This window comes from Polynucleobacter sp. UB-Tiil-W10 (genome assembly GCF_018881605.1).
In the GTDB taxonomy this organism is placed as follows: domain Bacteria; phylum Pseudomonadota; class Gammaproteobacteria; order Burkholderiales; family Burkholderiaceae; genus Polynucleobacter.
In genome coordinates, this window is the sequence record NZ_JACVPZ010000001.1 from 840,715 (window position 1) to 858,054 (window position 17,340).

Annotated in this window: 14 protein-coding genes and 1 pseudogene; 7 read left to right on the top strand and 8 right to left on the bottom strand. The window is 44.7% G+C overall.

The features are described from left to right. Window positions 1-7 precede the first annotated feature (7 nt). Entirely contained in the window at window positions 8-523 is a 516-nt protein-coding gene (gene def / locus ICN33_RS04250) for a peptide deformylase (RefSeq protein ID WP_216194852.1), read from the bottom strand. A gap of 71 nt (window positions 524-594) precedes the next feature. Here def and dprA point away from each other — a divergent pair, with 71 nt between their 5' ends. Together dprA and ICN33_RS04260 are read left to right on the top strand one after the other, a co-directional pair. Beyond that, the gene (dprA, locus tag ICN33_RS04255; protein WP_216194854.1) at window positions 595-1,269 is read left to right on the top strand and encodes a DNA-processing protein DprA; all 675 of its coding nucleotides are present in this window, start codon (window positions 595-597) and stop codon (window positions 1,267-1,269) included. 223 nt (window positions 1,270-1,492) lie between these two features. Then, window positions 1,493-4,165 (top strand): DNA topoisomerase III, encoded by a 2,673-nt coding sequence (locus ICN33_RS04260; protein WP_216194855.1) that lies wholly within the window; start codon window positions 1,493-1,495, stop codon window positions 4,163-4,165. Between the two features lie 62 nt (window positions 4,166-4,227). Here the strand turns inward: ICN33_RS04260 and mnmC are convergent. The 7 genes and pseudogenes from mnmC to rpmH form a co-directional block, all read right to left on the bottom strand. Beyond that, window positions 4,228-5,226 (bottom strand): annotated as a pseudogene (mnmC, locus tag ICN33_RS10395) (FAD-dependent 5-carboxymethylaminomethyl-2-thiouridine(34) oxidoreductase MnmC); the annotation flags it as partial. A 38-nt stretch (window positions 5,227-5,264) separates the two neighbouring features. Next, window positions 5,265-7,130, bottom strand: coding sequence for a phosphoenolpyruvate carboxykinase (GTP) (locus ICN33_RS04265; protein WP_216194857.1), 1,866 nt, complete (start codon window positions 7,128-7,130; stop codon window positions 5,265-5,267). 90 nt (window positions 7,131-7,220) lie between these two features. Then, window positions 7,221-8,582: a tRNA uridine-5-carboxymethylaminomethyl(34) synthesis GTPase MnmE gene (mnmE, locus tag ICN33_RS04270; RefSeq protein ID WP_216196545.1), complete on the bottom strand. Its 1,362-nt coding sequence runs from the start codon at window positions 8,580-8,582 to the stop codon at window positions 7,221-7,223. A gap of 42 nt (window positions 8,583-8,624) precedes the next feature. Next, entirely contained in the window at window positions 8,625-10,295 is a 1,671-nt protein-coding gene (gene yidC / locus ICN33_RS04275) for a membrane protein insertase YidC (RefSeq protein ID WP_216194859.1), read from the bottom strand. A 6-nt stretch (window positions 10,296-10,301) separates the two neighbouring features. Further along, complete coding sequence (gene yidD, locus ICN33_RS04280) at window positions 10,302-10,649, bottom strand: membrane protein insertion efficiency factor YidD (RefSeq protein WP_216859641.1); 348 nt, start codon at window positions 10,647-10,649, stop codon at window positions 10,302-10,304. Beyond that, a complete protein-coding gene (gene rnpA / locus ICN33_RS04285) occupies window positions 10,546-10,863 on the bottom strand; it encodes a ribonuclease P protein component (protein WP_255530648.1) in 318 nt (105 codons plus the stop codon). Before rnpA ends, yidD begins: the two co-directional genes overlap by 104 nt. An 8-nt stretch (window positions 10,864-10,871) precedes the next feature. Next, window positions 10,872-11,006 (bottom strand): 50S ribosomal protein L34, encoded by a 135-nt coding sequence (gene rpmH / locus ICN33_RS04290; protein WP_011903922.1) that lies wholly within the window; start codon window positions 11,004-11,006, stop codon window positions 10,872-10,874. Between the two features lie 222 nt (window positions 11,007-11,228). Here rpmH and dnaA point away from each other — a divergent pair, with 222 nt between their 5' ends. From dnaA to ICN33_RS04315, 5 genes are all read left to right on the top strand, one after another. Then, entirely contained in the window at window positions 11,229-12,659 is a 1,431-nt protein-coding gene (gene dnaA / locus ICN33_RS04295) for a chromosomal replication initiator protein DnaA (protein ID WP_255530649.1), read from the top strand. Between the two features lie 263 nt (window positions 12,660-12,922). Continuing rightward, the gene (dnaN, locus tag ICN33_RS04300; RefSeq protein WP_216194862.1) at window positions 12,923-14,038 is read left to right on the top strand and encodes a DNA polymerase III subunit beta; all 1,116 of its coding nucleotides are present in this window, start codon (window positions 12,923-12,925) and stop codon (window positions 14,036-14,038) included. Window positions 14,039-14,049: 11 nt separating this feature from the next. Continuing rightward, window positions 14,050-16,548, top strand: a complete 2,499-nt coding sequence (gyrB, locus tag ICN33_RS04305) for a DNA topoisomerase (ATP-hydrolyzing) subunit B (RefSeq protein ID WP_216194865.1) — start codon at window positions 14,050-14,052, stop codon at window positions 16,546-16,548. A 3-nt stretch (window positions 16,549-16,551) separates the two neighbouring features. Then, window positions 16,552-17,046 (top strand): SET domain-containing protein, encoded by a 495-nt coding sequence (locus ICN33_RS04310; protein WP_216194866.1) that lies wholly within the window; start codon window positions 16,552-16,554, stop codon window positions 17,044-17,046. A gap of 12 nt (window positions 17,047-17,058) precedes the next feature. Continuing rightward, the gene (locus tag ICN33_RS04315) at window positions 17,059-17,274 is read left to right on the top strand and encodes a DUF3717 domain-containing protein (RefSeq protein WP_216194868.1); all 216 of its coding nucleotides are present in this window, start codon (window positions 17,059-17,061) and stop codon (window positions 17,272-17,274) included. The last annotated feature ends 66 nt before the right edge of the window (window positions 17,275-17,340 follow it).

The following is a 17,340-nucleotide window of genomic DNA, read 5'->3' on the forward strand; positions in this document are numbered from 1 at the left end:
GGTGCGCTTAACGCTCACCCACTAATTCTTTAGCGCGCTTTTTCATTTTTTGCGTAATACGGGTTCGCTTCAGTATTGATAAATACTCAACAAATACTTTGCCTTGCAAATGATCCAACTCATGCTGTAAACAAACCGCCAACAAACCGTCAGCATCAATTTCAAATTCTTTGCCATTGATATCCAAAGCCTTCACTCGGATCTCAGATGGCCTTTCAACTTCGTCATAAAACTCCGGAACAGATAAACAACCCTCGCGCCAAGATTTGGTTTCCGAGCTAGACCAAATAATCTCCGGATTGATAAATACCATGAGTTCATTTTGCTCATCAGATACATCAATCACCACAATGCGCTCGTGAACGTCCACTTGTGTTGCCGCCAAACCAACACCTGGAGCTTCATACATAGTGTCCGCCATATCAGCAACAATTTTCTGAATGCGGGCATCCACCTGCGCTACCGGTTTAGCAACCTTATGCAAGCGGGGATCTGGATAACAAAGGACAGTTAATAAAGCCATTTAAGAATTATCCAACAGAGCTATCAGTCTGTCCTGATTGATCTAATTTCCCCACAGGACAAAATTGGTTTATGCAAATTTCGCCCACTCCATACTCAGTCACCCGAATCGATCGCGGAAGTCCGCACTACCCACCCCGCCTCCAAGATTTATATGATCCGCCGGCTTCGCTCTATATATATGGCGATATTGACCTGCTAAAAATGCCGATGATTGCCATCGTAGGCTCCAGAAGCGCAAGCCTGGACGGCTTAAAAAATGCCCGCCTGTTTGCTCAAGCGCTCTCCGAAACAGGCTTGATCGTCGTTTCTGGCCTTGCAACAGGGATTGATAGCGCCGCCCACCAAGCCACGCTTGGCCTTGGACCAAACCACCACACCATAGCCATATTAGGCACAGGCATAGATGTCGTCTACCCCCGCCAAAACATCGCCCTGTCCAGAGCCATTAGCCAGCAAGGTCTTTTGATATCAGAGCTTCCATTGGGGGCGGGGCCAAAAGCATTTCATTTTCCGCGGCGAAATCGCATTATTGCTGCCCTAGCGCTTGGGGTTGTGGTGGTAGAGGCGGCAGAAAAGTCTGGCTCCCTCATCACAGCCCGTATGGCCGCAGACCTTGGGAGAGAGGTTTTTGCAGTTCCTGGGCCTATTCATAACGCAAATTCGGCTGGTTGCCATCTACTTATCCAGCAAGGAGCGAAACTAGCCTTTAGACCGAATGATGTTCTTGAGGAGCTTTATATTTAAGCAAAAACTGCATTTAAATAGCCTAAAAGAGGGTTTTTATCCTAAAACTGGGAGTTTTGACCTGCTCAAAACTAGCAAAAAATAGAGGTTTTTGGACTTTTCCTAATTTATCGGTTAATAATAAAAAAGGGGTATGCAGCTGGCCAAGTGCAATTTTGGTTTAAATTGGCCATCCGTTTTATCCCAAAAAACATCATTTCTAGCTCAAATTTAGGCAAAACGCGTGGCAACTAAAGCAACTACCAAAAAAAACAGCTCAAAGACTACCGCTGGCGATCATCCAAAGGCGCTCATCATTGCAGAAAAGCCCTCTGTTGCCAATGATATTGCCAAGGCCTTAGGCGGCTTTACAAAATATGAAGATTATTTTGAGAGCGATGATTTCTTAATCTCTTCTGCGGTGGGCCATTTATTGGAAATCGCCGCCCCCGAAGAATTTGACGTGAAGCGTGGCAAATGGTCTTTTGCTAATTTGCCGGTAGTGCCCCCTTATTTTGATTTGCGCCCTATTGCTAAAACAGAGTCGCGCCTTAAGGTATTGCAAAAACTCATTAAACGAAAAGACGTCACTGCACTCATTAATGCCTGTGACGCGGGACGTGAAGGTGAATTGATATTCCGCTTAATTGCACAACATGCCAAGGCATCGCAATCTATTCAACGCTTATGGCTGCAATCAATGACGCCAGCCGCCATTCGTGAAGGCTTTACGAACTTGCGCTCCGATGAAGACATGAAACCACTCGCTGATGCTGCCCGTTGCCGCTCAGAAGCAGATTGGTTAGTCGGCATCAATGGCACACGTGCGATGACTGCTTTTAATAGTAAAAGTGGTGGCTTCTTCCTAACGACAGTAGGTCGCGTGCAGACTCCAACACTTTCTATTGTGGTGGAGCGTGAAGAGTTGATTCGTAAGTTCATCTCCAAGGATTATTGGGAAGTAAAAGCCGAATTCATCGCCGCCGCTGGTGTCTATGAAGGTCGCTGGTTTGATCCGAAATTTAAAAAAGATGTCACCGAACCCGACGCACGTGAGAACCGCCTATGGAGCGAAGCTGCAGCGCAAAGCATTGTTGCGGCATGTCGTGGCAAAAAAGCAAACGTCACTGAAGAAGCTAAGCCCGCTACGCAACTTGCTCCTCAATTATTTGATTTAACGAGTTTGCAACGAGAGGCCAATGCGCGCTTTGGATTCTCCGCAAAAAATACATTGGGTCTTGCACAAGCTTTATATGAGCGCCATAAAGTATTAACGTATCCACGTACCGATGCAAAGGCTCTTCCAGAAGACTATCTCGATACTGTTAAGCAAACCATGGAGAATCTTGCCGAACATTCGCAAGACTATCGTGCCTTCGCTAAGCAAATTCTGCAAGGTGACCCGAAAGATCCAAAATCAAAAGCGGGTTATGGCTGGGTAAAGCCAAACAAACGAATTTTTGATAACTCCAAAATATCTGATCACTTTGCGATCATTCCAACATTAGAAACGCCCAAGACCCTAAGCGAGCCCGAAGCCAAGCTCTACGACTTGGTTGTGCGTCGCTTCTTGGCAGTGTTTTATCCGGCTGCAGAGTTCCGTGTTACCACCCGCATTACAGAGGCATCTGGACACCATTTTAAAACTGAAGGGCGTGTGCTTGTAAATCCTGGTTGGTTAACGGTATATGGCAAATCAAATCAAGCTGATGATGAGTTGGTTCCAGTCCAAGAAGGCGAGTCAGTACAAACCGAATCTATTGCAGCTATACCATTGAAGACAAAGCCACCCGCACGTTATACAGAAGCAACTTTGCTCTCTGCTATGGAAAGCGCTGGCAAATGGGTTGATGATGATGACATGCGTGAAGCCATGGCTGAAAAAGGCTTGGGCACGCCTGCTACGCGCGCCGCCATCATCGAAGGACTGCTCGCTGAAAAATATATGGTTCGCGAAGCTCGTGAACTTATTCCAACCGCAAAAGCTTTTCAGCTGATGACTTTGTTGCGTGGCTTAGATGTTGAGGAGTTAACTCGCCCTGATTTGACCGGCAGCTGGGAGAACAAACTTTCTCTCATCGAGCAAGGCAAAATGAATCGCGATACCTTCATGCAAGAGATCGCACAGATGACTCAGCGCATCGTCAAGCGTGCGAAAGAATATGACAGCGATACCATTCCGGGTGACTACGCCACAATGACCACACCGTGCCCACACTGTAAGGGCCCGGTAAAAGAAAACTATCGCCGTTTTGCTTGTGAAAAGTGCGGCTTCACTATCAGCAAAACCCCTGGTGGACGCGCATTTGAATACCCTGAAGTTGAAGAGTTATTACGCGAAAAAACGATCGGGCCTTTACAAGGCTTCCGCAGCAAAATGGGGCGCCCATTTGCTGCCATTATTAAGTTGAGTGAAATTCCAGAAGACGATAAAGACTATCCGAACGCGGGCTTCAAGCTAGAGTTTGATTTTGGAAACACGCAAGATGATGAAACTGAAGCGGTCGATTTCACGGGCCGTATGGCGTTAGGCGTTTGTCCAAAATGCTCTGGTGCGGTATATGAAGACGGCATGCGTTACGTTTGTGAAAACAATACCGGCCCTAGCAAATCATGTGATTTCAAAACTGGGAAAGTAGTTTTGCAGCAGGAAGTTTCAGCTGAGCAGGTTCAAAAGTTATTAAAAGAAGGCAAAACAGATTTACTAACCAACTTTAAGTCCAACCGCACTGGGCGTGGTTTTAAGGCTTACTTAGCCTTAGATTCAACGGGCAAAATTGGCTTTGAATTTGAAGCCAAGGCACCCAAAGCCGAAGGCGCTGCTCCAGCAAAGAAACGCTCTGGTGCAAGCGCTGCGACTAAGTCTGTAGCAAAACCCAAGCGCGCAAGTAAAGCAAAATCATCCTCTAGCAGCTGAGCACCAATTAGCTTGGCCGCTAGAGCGGACCACAAAATTCCTCTCGACCCCAAGGCCGTTGCTAGAAATATCCCTGGGCGTTGAGTGAGTGCGCCAATGATTGGCAGTCGATCTCCAGCGACACAGCGCACACCAACAAATTCACCCGCTTTTTTTAGTGCGCGAAGATCACCTTCTGGATAATTCACCAAACCCCTCGCTTGCTCGCGATTAAAGTCATCACTTTTTTCTCTTGGAGAAAGGTCATCCTCACCTTCATCAAAACTTGAGCCCACAATCCACCGATAACTACCGTCTTCGAGCAGATCGGCAGGCAAGCAATAACCATCTCCAGAAATCCCCACGCTGGGTAATTTTTTAACCCAAGGATCATTTTCTGGAATTGAAAAAATACTCAGTTGCCCGCGCACAGGTTTAAGGGGCAAACGAATGCCAACGGTAGCCATTAATGACTTAGCCTCCATGGCACAGGCAACAACCACCTTGTCGGCAGAGGTGATTAACTGATTTTCTGCATCAAATAAATACCATTTATTTTCATTGGCCTCTAGGCGATTAACCCGCCTATTCCAAACACCAGTTAGGCGTTCATGATGCTGTAGCAGCCGCTTGCTCGTTTCAAATAAATTTAAGCCAGCTCCTCGCGGTAGCCAAACTCCACTTTGCTGAACACCACAAATCCTATTAGCCTCTTGGGCATCCATGGCAATGGCCATATCTTGTTCAAGACCCAAGGAAAGGAGATGCTCCATCGTTTGAGCATGGTCAAAATTTTTATCTTTTTTGGTTGGCTGAAAAATCCCATGTTGTTGCCAAACATTTTTCCAGCGCGCTTCTGCGAGCAAGAATGCAATGCGGGTTAGGCGCAATAAACGGGGTGAGCCTTTACCAATATGCGGATGTGCAATAGCATAAGCGTGGCTTGAACAGGCAGTGGCTGGGGATGATGCGGCATCAACAATACATACGGCTTTGCCGCGCAAGAGCAACTCATTTGTAATGGTTGCCCCACAAATGCCTGCCCCAATCACCACTATTTCATGGTGTTGGGGTTTGGTCATTTAAATAAATCTAGATAGATAATGGTGATACTTAAAACTTAAGCGTTTAAGCGTTTTTCAATCTTGGTACGCATCTCTGCTAATTCCTTAGGCAGGCGCTCACCAAGATGTTCAAACAATTCTGTATGCAACTTGAGTTCGTTTTTCCAGTCGTCTACCTTAGCGGTAATTACCTTCTCGAACTTCTCAAGAGAAAAGTCTAAGCCCTTCCAATTCATATCGGTATGCTCTGGTGAGATGCCAAATACGGTTTCAACACCTTTTGCTGTCCCATCTGCACGACCCAAAATCCAAGCAAGAACACGCATGTTTTCACCGTAACCAGGCCAGACAAACTTGCCGTCGTCGCCTTTGCGGAACCAATTCACGCAATAGATCTTTGGCAATACAGCACCTTCAGCTTCAAGCTTCTTGCCGATATTGAGCCAATGCTGGAAGTAGTCGCTCATGTTGTAGCCAGCAAAAGCAATCATCGCAAATGGATCACGACGAACTACGCCCACCTGCCCAGTGATAGCGGCAGTTGTTTCAGAGCCCATCGTTGCAGCCATATAAACACCTTCTACCCAATCACGCGCTTCGCTAACGAGAGGCACAGTGGTTGAACGGCGACCGCCGAACAAGAATGCGTCAATCGGAACACCTTCTGGATCGTCCCATTTAGGATCAACGGCTGGATTATTGGTGGCAGCCATTGTGAAGCGAGAGTTGGCGTGAGCAGCTTTGCGGCCAGCAGCACCATCAGCCGGAGTCCAGTCCTTACCCTGCCAGTCGATCAAATGGGCTGGCGGTGTTTCTGTCAAACCTTCCCACCAAACATCACCATCATCCGTTAAGCCAACGTTAGTAAAGATTACGTCTTGGTTTAGAGAGTCAATGCAATTTGGATTTGTTTGACGATTTGTTCCTGGAGCAACGCCAAAATAACCAGACTCAGGGTTAATCGCAAACAGACGTGTCTTGCCGGTTACGGGGTCTTTGCGCGGTTTAATCCATGCAATATCGTCACCAATCGTTGTTACTTTCCAACCATCAAATCCTGCTGGAGGAATCATCATTGAGAAGTTGGTTTTGCCACAGGCAGATGGGAATGCTGCAGCTACGTGGTATTTCTTCCCTTCAGGTGAAGTAACACCCAAAATCAACATATGCTCAGCAAGCCATCCCTGTTCGCGGCCCATGTTAGAGGCAATACGCAAAGCAAAACATTTTTTACCCAATAACGCATTGCCGCCGTAACCCGAACCAAATGACCAAATTTCACGGGTTTCTGGGTAGTGAACGATGTATTTAGTTTTGTTGTTTGGCCAAGCCATATCCTTTTCGCCTGGGCTCAAGGGCTTGCCTACTGTATGAACGCATGGGACAAACTCACCATCCGCACCCAGCTGATCAATTACCGCTTTACCCATCCGAGTCATCAAGCGCATGTTGATTGCAACATAAGGACTGTCAGACAGCTCAACACCGATGTGTGCAATTGGTGAACCAATCGGACCCATAGAAAACGGTACAACATACATAGTTCTGCCGCGCATGGATCCATCAAACAATGGGTTCAATGTTGCACGCATTTCAGCTGGGTTTACCCAGTTATTAGTTGGGCCAGCATCTTCTTGCTTAGCAGAACAAATATAAGTGCGGTCCTCAACGCGCGCAACGTCGTCCGGATCAGATAAGGCTAAAAATGAATTTTTACGTTTAGCAGGATTAAGGCGCTTGAAAACACCAGCCTTCACCAACAGCTCACACAGCTCGTCATACTCTGCCTGTGATCCATCGCACCAACGAATAGCATCAGGCTTTGTGAGAGCAGCAACTTCGCCAACCCACTCAATTAAACGCTTGTTTTTTACATAAGCTGGCGCATTTACATTGATCTGGCCGCTGGTAGTTGAAGTCATATGTTTCCTTATGAAAATTGAATTTTTTAATCCAGCAATTTTATCATTTTGGGTGAATTTTTATCACCACCCCAACAGGGCACAAACCCTCTATTTGCCAATACAAAATTGACTGAAGATTTTGCCTAAAAGGTCATCCGGAAGCAGCTTTCCGGTAATTTCACCTAAGTGCCTTTGGGCCAAAGAAAGCTCTTCTGCAAATAACTCAAGCGAATTGTTGCCATTTGCTGCGAATTTCTCTGATTTTTCAATATGTTCAGCTGCACGCTCAATACAGTCTAAATGCCTTCTACGGGCCAAAATGGCGCCCTCTTGAGAGCCGGCCCACCCCACAAGCTTCAAAATCTGCTGCTTTAGCTGCTCAATTCCAACCCCAGTTTTAGCGGAAATCAATAAGACCTCCCCTGGCGCCGTTTTTAATGGCTCTAGCAGCAAATCCGCCTTATTAAGAACCTCGAGAACGGCGCATTTAGGGGGTAATTCTTTCAAAATCTGGGTTTTTAGATCATCTTGCTGATCGTCCGACTGCACATCGGTTAAAAAAATCACCAGGTCTGCTAGGCGTATGGCATCCCAAGATCTTTCGATGCCTTTTGCCTCTACAACATCTGTTGTCTCGCGTAGACCGGCCGTATCAATAATGTGCATAGGCACACCATCAATGGTGATGCTTTCTTTAACACGGTCTCGGGTTGTGCCGGCGATAGGGGTAACAATTGCCACCTCTTCACCAGCCAATCGATTAAGCAAAGAACTTTTTCCGACATTGGGCGCACCAGCAAGCACCAGCTGAATGCCATCTCGCAAAATTTTTCCTTGCTTAGCCCCAGCACGTAAGGTTTGTAATTTTTCTTTAACTGCAATTAGGCGTTGACGCGCCTGAGCATTTTCTAGAAATTCAATTTCTTCTTCAGGAAAATCTAAGGTGGACTCAACCAAAATTCTGAGTTGAGTAATTTCTTCAATTAAGTGATTGATGTCATCAGAAAATACGCCTTGCAATGAGCGCGCTGCGCCACGTACAGCTGCCTCGCTTTGTGCGTCAATTAAATCGGCAATCGCCTCTGCTTGGGTTAAATCAATCTTATTATTTAAGTATGCGCGGAGAGTGAATTCGCCAGGCTCTGCAATAACAAGACCATCTTCTTTGCCCAACTCGAGGCAGCGCTTCATCACCAACTCAAGGAGTTGTGGACCACCATGACACTGAAGCTCTAAAACATCTTCACCAGTAAAGGAGGCTGGTCCAACAAAATAAATTGCAATGAGCTGATCAATGGCTTCGCCATGTTTATTGCAGAGCGTTAATAGATTCGCCTGTCTTGGAGCTAGTTTTTTTTGAAAGAGGGCGCTTGTAAGGGGGCCCAAATTTTGTCCACTGATGCGAACAACACCAACGCCGGCCTTGCCTGGCGCTGTTGCGACAGCAATGATTGGCAATTTTCTCGTCATCATTGCTGTCTACTTATTACTAGCTTTTTTGCGGCGCGCGAATTACTTAGCGGGCTTTTTTCCAAACATTTGATTAATTTGCCACTGCTGTGCGATGGATAGAAGGTTGTTAGTGACCCAATATAAAACCAAGCCGGCAGGGAAGAAGAAGAACATGATTGAAAAGACAATTGGCATGTACATCATAACTTTCGCCTGAATTGGATCTGGTGGTGTTGGGTTCAACTTCGTTTGCACAAACATGGAGACAGCCATAACCACCGGCAAAATGTAATACGGGTCAGGCACTGAAAGATCGTGGATCCATAAAACCCAAGGTGCTCCACGCATCTCCACTGATGACAACAAAACCCAATACAAAGAGATAAATACGGGGATCTGAATGACGACCGGCAAGCAACCGCCCAATGGGTTGATTTTTTCCTTGCGGTACATCTCCATCATGGCTTGATTCAGTTTTTGTGGCTCGCCCTTGTACTGCTCCTTCATTGCTGTCAAGCGTGGCTGAACTTCCTTCATGCGCGCCATTGATTTATAGCTAGCAGCTGATAGGGGGAAGAACACCAGCTTAATTAAGATGGTCAACAAAATAATTGACCAACCCCAATTGCCAACATAAGAATGAATGCTATCCAAGAGCCAGAAAATGGGTTTTGCAAGAATGGTTAGGTAGCCGTAATCTTTTAACAACTCAAAACCAGGTGCAATCGTTTCTAAAAGGCGCTCTTCTTGTGGTCCAACAAATAATTTAGCTTTTTCAACCACAGTAGAGCCGGCCGCAACCACCCCAAGTGGTGTTTGCATACCAATTCGGTACAGGTTGTTATCAATTCTGCCCGCATAGATATCGCGCGCAACTTTGTCGCCCGGTATCCATGCGCTTGCAAAATAATGTTGAACCATTGCAATCCAAGCCGGATCCCCAGCAGCAACCTGCGTGGGAATGGTGATTTTGTTTTTATCTATTGCTGTGAATTCCAGCTTATTGAATTTTTCTTTGTCTGTGTAAGCTGCAGGTCCAGTAAATGTGCTGGCTGAGAAGGCTCCGCCAAATGGACCAATTTTTTGTTCTTGCGAAGCATCCCGCACTATCTCTGTGTACAAAACGAGTGGGTTCGTATTGTTGCTAGTTTGAGTAACACGATGACCAACGTCCACCACATAACTGCCTGGGTTCAAGATGAAAGTTTTTTCAAGCTTGACGCCATTGCGCTCGCTAGCAAAAACAGCAAATGGTCTACCGGAACCATCTTTACCAGACTGAATTAACTTAAATACGCTTGTGTGATTCGGAAGATCGTTGTTTAAAGAAATTAAACCAGAGCGAGCAAAATATTTATGTGTTGGCGTGTACTGAAACAATTCAACCGGTTTATTTTCTGCCGTTAAGGACTTGAGCAATTTGGCGTCAATAACGTTGGCACCGCTTGCGCTAATTTCCAATACCAATACATCATTTTGTAAGGTGAATTTTTCTGCGCTTTCAATGACGTTGCCACTTACAGCCGGGGCTACAGCGACAACTGGCGCGCCCGATATTTGCGTGGGCACGTCGACCTTATTGCTTGCGGTAGCCTTATCGGCAACCACTGTAGTGTTTGCTGGAGCCCCCCCAAACAAAGATGGCTTGCCCTCATGGACCTGCCAATTGTTGTAGAGCATGAGACCCGACATCGAGAATACTGCCCAAAGAATTGTTTTTTTAAAGTCCATTGATATTCACTTAAGTTGGTGCTTTGTATCTTTTACAGCAGGATCATAACCGCCGTGTGACAACGGGTTGCAGCGCAAAATACGCCACACCGTAAGACCAAAGCTTTTAATAAATCCGTAGTGACTAAAGCAGTCACATGCATATTGCGAACAGCTGGGCACATACTTGCAGTGCATGCCTAAATACGGGCTTAAAGCGAGTTGATATATTTTTACCAACCTAATTGCCGCATTGTTTAAAACGCGCACCTTAAAGTAGTCCTGAAATCTGAGCGCGCAAAGCTTCTTTTTCTTTTTTTCTGAGTCTGCCTCGAGTCTCACGACCAATTGGTTTTTTAAGCTTAACCACCACATCTTTGTTTAATGTATTGGTTTGAGCCGCCCAAATCAATTCGCGGATCATCCGCTTTAAGCGATTTCGATCAACCGCCCTTTTGGCTAGCTTCTTTGCTACTGCAACACCCAAGTCGGGCTCAGCGCCCTCTTGAATAGATGCAACATACATACCCCAATACAAACTTGTCTTGGGGCGTGTTTTTAGTAATTCAGAAATCCTTGCGCTATTCAATGGCTAAATTAAACAGCCAAACGCTTGCGGCCTTTTGCACGACGTGCATTTAAAACTGCGCGTCCGCTTTTGGTTTTCATGCGAATGCGGAAGCCGTGTGTGCGTTTGCGACGGGTTACTGAGGGTTGGTAAGTTCTTTTCATGTTCGATCCCTGGAAAACCAAGTATTTTCCTTGTTGCAGAGCAAAAGGTCAATCTATCTTGACGAATATGTAGGTGTTTTTCTCTATTTTTTCTTAAATTTCTCTTAAATCATTAATTTAAATAGGGTTTTTTCTATTATTCACAAGTTATCCACAGCTTTTCCACGTTTTTGTTGCTTGTGGATAACTTTGGAGCATCGCTACAATGGATCCTCCAAAAATATGAGCAACCTACACAATCCCCCCGCCTTGAATTCAATTAGCCCACTGGGGTTTTGGGATGATGCTATTGGCATTTTATCCCGCGAACTGTCACCCCAACAGTTTAAAACATGGATTCAGCCCCTTACATTATTATCTTTTATTGAAAGTGATGACTCACTAACAATAGGAGCCCCCAATCGATTTAAGCTGGATTGGATTAAAAAGACTTTTGCTGACAGATTCCAAGACCTGGCCTCACAGTATTTTGGGCGCCCCATTAATGTGGGCTTTACCTTGGCGGTCGAAGGCGGCACAACAACAAATACCGCTGACAGTACGGCCCGGGAAGATCCAACCCAGAAGGCTGTTTCAAGCGAAACAATAGAGCCAAGCATCTCTGTTGAAGAAAATGCCTTTGAAATTGAAGATCACTCCAAACTAAATCCAAACCTCACTTTTGAAACATTTGTAACTGGTAAGGCAAATCAACTGGCTAGGGCAGCATCTATTCAGGTGGCGCATAACCCCGGGACATCATATAACCCGATGTTTTTGTATGGCGGGGTTGGTTTGGGCAAAACACACCTAATTCACGCCATTGGCAACCACCTCTTAAAAGAAAAGCCTGGCGCCCGAATTCGTTACATCCATGCTGAGCAATATGTGTCAGATGTGGTTCGCGCCTATCAACAAAAAGCTTTTGATCGCTTTAAGCGCTATTACCACTCACTAGACCTATTGTTAATTGATGATATTCAGTTCTTTAGTGGCAAATCCAGAACGCAAGAAGAATTTTTTTATGCTTTTGAGGCCTTACTAAGCAATAAAGCTCAGGTCATTATCACCAGTGATACCTACCCCAAAGAAATGGCGGGAATAGATGATCGTCTTATCTCTCGCTTTGATTCTGGCTTAACGGTTGCAATTGAGCCCCCCGAACTAGAGATGCGAGTGGCTATTTTGATGAGAAAGGCTATAAGCGAAGGCATTCCAATGAGTGAGGATGTAGCTTTCTTTGTAGCCAAACACTTGCGCTCAAACGTTCGTGAGTTAGAGGGTGCACTAAGAAAGATCTTGGCCTTTGTTCGCTTTCATGGTCGCGAGGTCACTATTGAGGTCGCTAGAACTGCGCTTAAGGATTTGCTGTCAATCCAAAATCGCCAGATTTCCGTAGAAAACATTCAAAAAGCGGTTGCTGATTTTTATAGCATTAAAGTTGCTGATATGTACTCTAAAAGGCGTCCGGCGAACATTGCTAGACCTCGTCAAATCGCCATGTTTATGGCCAAAGAACTCACGCAAAAGAGTCTTCCTGAGATTGGCGAGTTATTCGGTGGGAGAGATCACACAACTGTTTTACACGCTGTTCGTAAGATTGCTGATGAGCGAGCCCACGATGGACAACTAAACCATGAAATTCACGTTATTGAGCAAACCTTGAAAACATAATTTTTGCTTGTGGATAAGGTTGTGGACAACCCTAGGGATAAGTTTGGGGATTGGGTGTGGATAAATTGTGGAAAGATCCAGCTTCATGCAAAAATAGGGTATTAATAAAAAGTTATCCCCTTTTTATGCAGTGCTTATACAAGAGTTTTCCACAGGTTTTTTAGTCTTCAATGTGTTGTTTTATAAAGAGTTTTTGACTTATCCACGGAATTTCAAGCCCTTATTACTATTACTACTAAGATATATACAAGGATTTAAAAGCAATGCAACTCGTTAACACTTCTCGCGATAGCCTACTAAAACCCCTTCAGGTTGTTAGTGGAATTGTTGAACGCAGACACACACTGCCAATTTTGGCAAACCTATTATTCAAAAAGGTTGGAGTAAAGGTTTCATTTATCTCAACGGATATTGAAATTCAGATAACAACTAACGCCAACTTTGGTGTCGGTACTGAGGATGTCACAACGACTGTTGCCGCTAGGAAATTATTAGATATTTTGCGCGCACTACCAGAGGGGCCGGTTTCCTTAAATTTAAAAGATAACCGCATGGTTATACAAAGTGGCAAGAGCCGCTTTTCTTTGCAAACATTATCAGCAACTGAATTCCCGGTGATGCAAAGCGTTGGAGAAGTCACTGCTGCTTGGAAGATGTCACAAAAAAGCTTTCGTCAATTAATTAGCCAAGTACATTTTTCGATGGCCCAACAAGATATTCGTTATTACTTAAACGGCATGTTGTTGGTAATTGAGGGTAAAGAAGTGGTTGCAGTAGCCACCGATGGACATCGTCTTGCGTATTCACAAGTTGAGTTGGCCGAAGCGCCATCCGGCTCTGGTCAAAAACAAGAAATTATTATTCCTCGCAAAACAATACTTGAGTGCCAGCATTTACTTGAAGACTCTGAAGAGTTGTTGGAAATCAGTTTGACCGCCAATCAAGTGAAATTCTCGTTTGGTGATATTGAACTAATTTCGAAATTAGTCGAGGGTAAATTCCCAGACTTCCAGAGAGTAATTCCTAAGGGTCAAAAAAATTCACTAGTGGTTGGCCGTGATGCCTTGCAGTCAGCCCTTCAACGTGCTGCGATTTTGACAACTGACAAATTTAAGGGCGTTCGCTTTTCCTTGTCTCCAAATCGAATCACAATTCAATCAACCAATGCTGAGCAAGAAGAGGCTCAAGAAGAGATTGAGACTGAGTACGCGGGTGATTCAGTAGAAATTGGATTTAACGTCAGTTATTTACTCGATGTTTTATCAAACCTAAAGAACGAAAAAATTCAAATTAGTTTGGGTGATGCAAATAGTAGTGCTGTGATTACTCTACCTGGCTCAGAGAGTTTTAAGTATGTTGTGATGCCAATGCGTATTTAATTTAGAAAAAAATGACTGAAGAAAAAAAAGTAGTAGAGCAGTACGGCGCATCATCGATTCAAATCCTAGAGGGTCTTGAGGCTGTTCGTAAACGCCCTGGCATGTACATCGGAGATACATCTGATGGAACCGGCCTACACCATCTTGTTTTTGAGGTTTTGGATAACTCAATTGATGAAGCGTTAGCAGGGTACTGTTCTGAGATTACAGTAGTTATTCAAACCGATAACTCTATTTCTATTGTTGATAACGGCCGTGGTGTTCCTACGGGCATTAAATACGACGATAAGCATGAACCAAAACGCAGTGCAGCTGAAATCGTAATGACGGAGTTGCATGCAGGCGGCAAGTTTGACCAAAATAGCTATAAAGTTTCAGGCGGTCTTCATGGTGTTGGCGTTAGTTGTGTAAATGCATTATCTAAATGGTTGAAGCTAACCATTAGGAGAGATGGCAAAGCTCACTACATGGAGTTCGCTCGTGGCGTTATTCAAAACCGCAATGTAGTGGATGAAAATGGTGTATTAGTTTCTCCAATTACAGTTACTGGTGATACAGAGCTATCAGGAACCGAAGTTCACTTTTTAGCGGATGAGACAATTTTTGGAAACGTAGACTTCCATTATGAAATTCTCGTTAAACGGATACGCGAACTTTCTTTTTTAAATAATGGCGTTCACATCAAGTTAATTGATCAACGCACGGGCCAAGAAGAAGATTTTGCTTTCTCAGGTGGTGTTACGGGTTTTGTTGAGTATATTAATCAAACCAAAAACGTATTGCATCCCAATATTTTTTATGCTGAAGGTATTCGTCCTTCAGACTTAGGTGGAAACATCACCGCTGAAGTCTCCATGCAATGGAATGATAGTTTTAGTGAGCAAGTACTTTGTTTTACTAATAACATTCCACAACGTGATGGCGGTACGCATTTAACGGGTTTGCGCGCGGCAATGACGCGAGTCATCAATAAATATATTGATGAGAATGAGGTAGCCAAGAAAGCAAAGGTAGAGATTTCTGGTGAAGATATGCGTGAGGGTTTGGCTTGCGTTTTATCGGTAAAGGTTCCAGAGCCAAAATTTTCTAGCCAAACCAAAGATAAATTAGTCTCAAGCGAAGTTCGTGGTCCAGTAGAGGAAATTGTTGCTGAAGCATTGAGCGCATACCTGCAAGAGCGCCCAGCAGATGCCAAGATTCTGTGTGGCAAGATTGTTGATGCAGCACGAGCTCGTGAAGCAGCGCGTAAAGCGCGTGACATGACGAGGCGTAAAGGCGTGTTGGATGGGCTTGGTTTGCCTGGTAAGTTGGCTGACTGCCAAGAGAAAGACCCAACCAAATCTGAGCTTTTCATTGTCGAAGGAGATTCCGCGGGCGGTTCTGCTAAACAAGGCCGTGATCGTCGCTTCCAGGCCATCCTCCCGTTAAAGGGAAAGATTTTGAACGTTGAAAAAGCACGTTTTGACAAAATGCTCGCTAGCCAAGAGGTGGTTACCTTAATTACCGTTCTGGGTACTGGTATTGGCATTGAAGAATATAAAGCAGACAAACTTCGTTATCACCGCATCATCATCATGACCGACGCGGACGTTGACGGTAGCCACATCCGCACCCTTCTATTAACCTTCTTCTATAGACAGATGCCGGAGTTGATTGAGCGTGGCCACATTTATATTGCTCAGCCACCCCTATATAAGGTTAAGTTTGGAAAAAATGAGCAGTACATTAAAGATGACAATGAGTTAAATCAGTTGTTATTAAAGATCGCATTAGAAACAGCCTCACTACAAACACCATCCGGTGAAATTATTGAGGGTGAGGCACTTAATGAGTTGGCAAAACACTATCAGGTGATTCAGTCAATTGTTGATAGGCTCTCTCGCACCATTGATGAAGACGCTTTGCGTGCAATTGCCTCAGGGACACCATTAAATCTGGATACAGAAAAATCAGCGAATGAATCTGCTGATCGACTAAGGGTAGCGCTTGCAGATTCCTTAAATCCCTTAGCCTTGCCACCAGAAATCATTGTGCAAAAAGAAGATCGCACCGAGCGCTTCCGTTTATTGTTGTCACGCCGAATTCATGGAAACTTAAAACTGTCTTCTATCAACTCAGACTTTGTTCATGGTGATGATTATCAAAGTCTTGCAAATGCTGCGGCTGTTTTATCGGGCAAAGTAGTTGCCGGCTCCAAAGTGCGCCGTGGCGATCCTGACAAGAATCAGAAAGAGCAAACAATTGGCGACTTTAGAGCTGCCTTTGCTTGGTTGTTGTCCGAAGCAGAGCGGGTCTTAAGTCGCCAGCGCTACAAAGGTCTTGGTGAGATGAATCCATCCCAGTTGTGGGAAACTACTATGGATGCAAACTCAAGAACACTCTTGCAGGTAAAGATTGAAGATGCGATTACTGCAGACCAGGTCTTTACAACATTAATGGGAGATGAGGTTGAGCCTCGTCGTGCGTTTATTGAAAAGAATGCGCTCATTGCACGTAACCTAGACGTTTAATTTATGACATCCAAAAAATTAAAACCACCTAAGGTGGATCGATCTTCAATTGTTGTTAAATCCTCTCCCATTCATGGGAAGGGTGTTTTTGTTGCGAAGCCGATCAAAAAAGGTCAGGCAATTATTGAATACAAGGGTGAGCGTATTAGTTGGAAGCTTGCTGAAAAACGCCACCCTCATGACCCTAAAGACCCTAATCACACCTTTTATTTTTCACTAGAAGATGGTCGTGTGATTGATGCTAAATACGGCGGCAATGCTGCGCGCTGGATTAACCATTCATGCAAACCCATTTGCGAAACTCGTGAAGACAGTTTTGGTGGTGAGCCACGCGTTTTTATTTATGCAAAACGCGCCCTCAAAGTTGGTGAAGAGTTGTTTTATGACTATTCACTCGATGTTGAGGGGAAGATTACTAAGCAAATGAAAAAAGATTATGAGTGTCGCTGTGGCGCAAAAAAATGTCGCGGCACTATGCTAGCGACAAAAGATAAGTAAAAATAATTTTTTATGTTGTTTGTGACAATTCAAGAACTAGAGGCTGCCATTAACTATTGGCGTAGTCAGTCACCATCAGAGGGTGATGAGTTGCGACTTTGCCTAGAGGCCTCAGCCCTTGCCAAACCATATGCATTAATGATCGTCCAAGGGGCACAGAGGATGCCTGTAGATGTCTTGGATGAGCAGGCTCGTTCAGCTATTGAGCGGTTTCAAAAAATCTCTTAGACACTTTTGATTGTGTGGCTCACAGAGTTTAGGGTTATTGCTATATAAAGACCGACTATCTTGGGG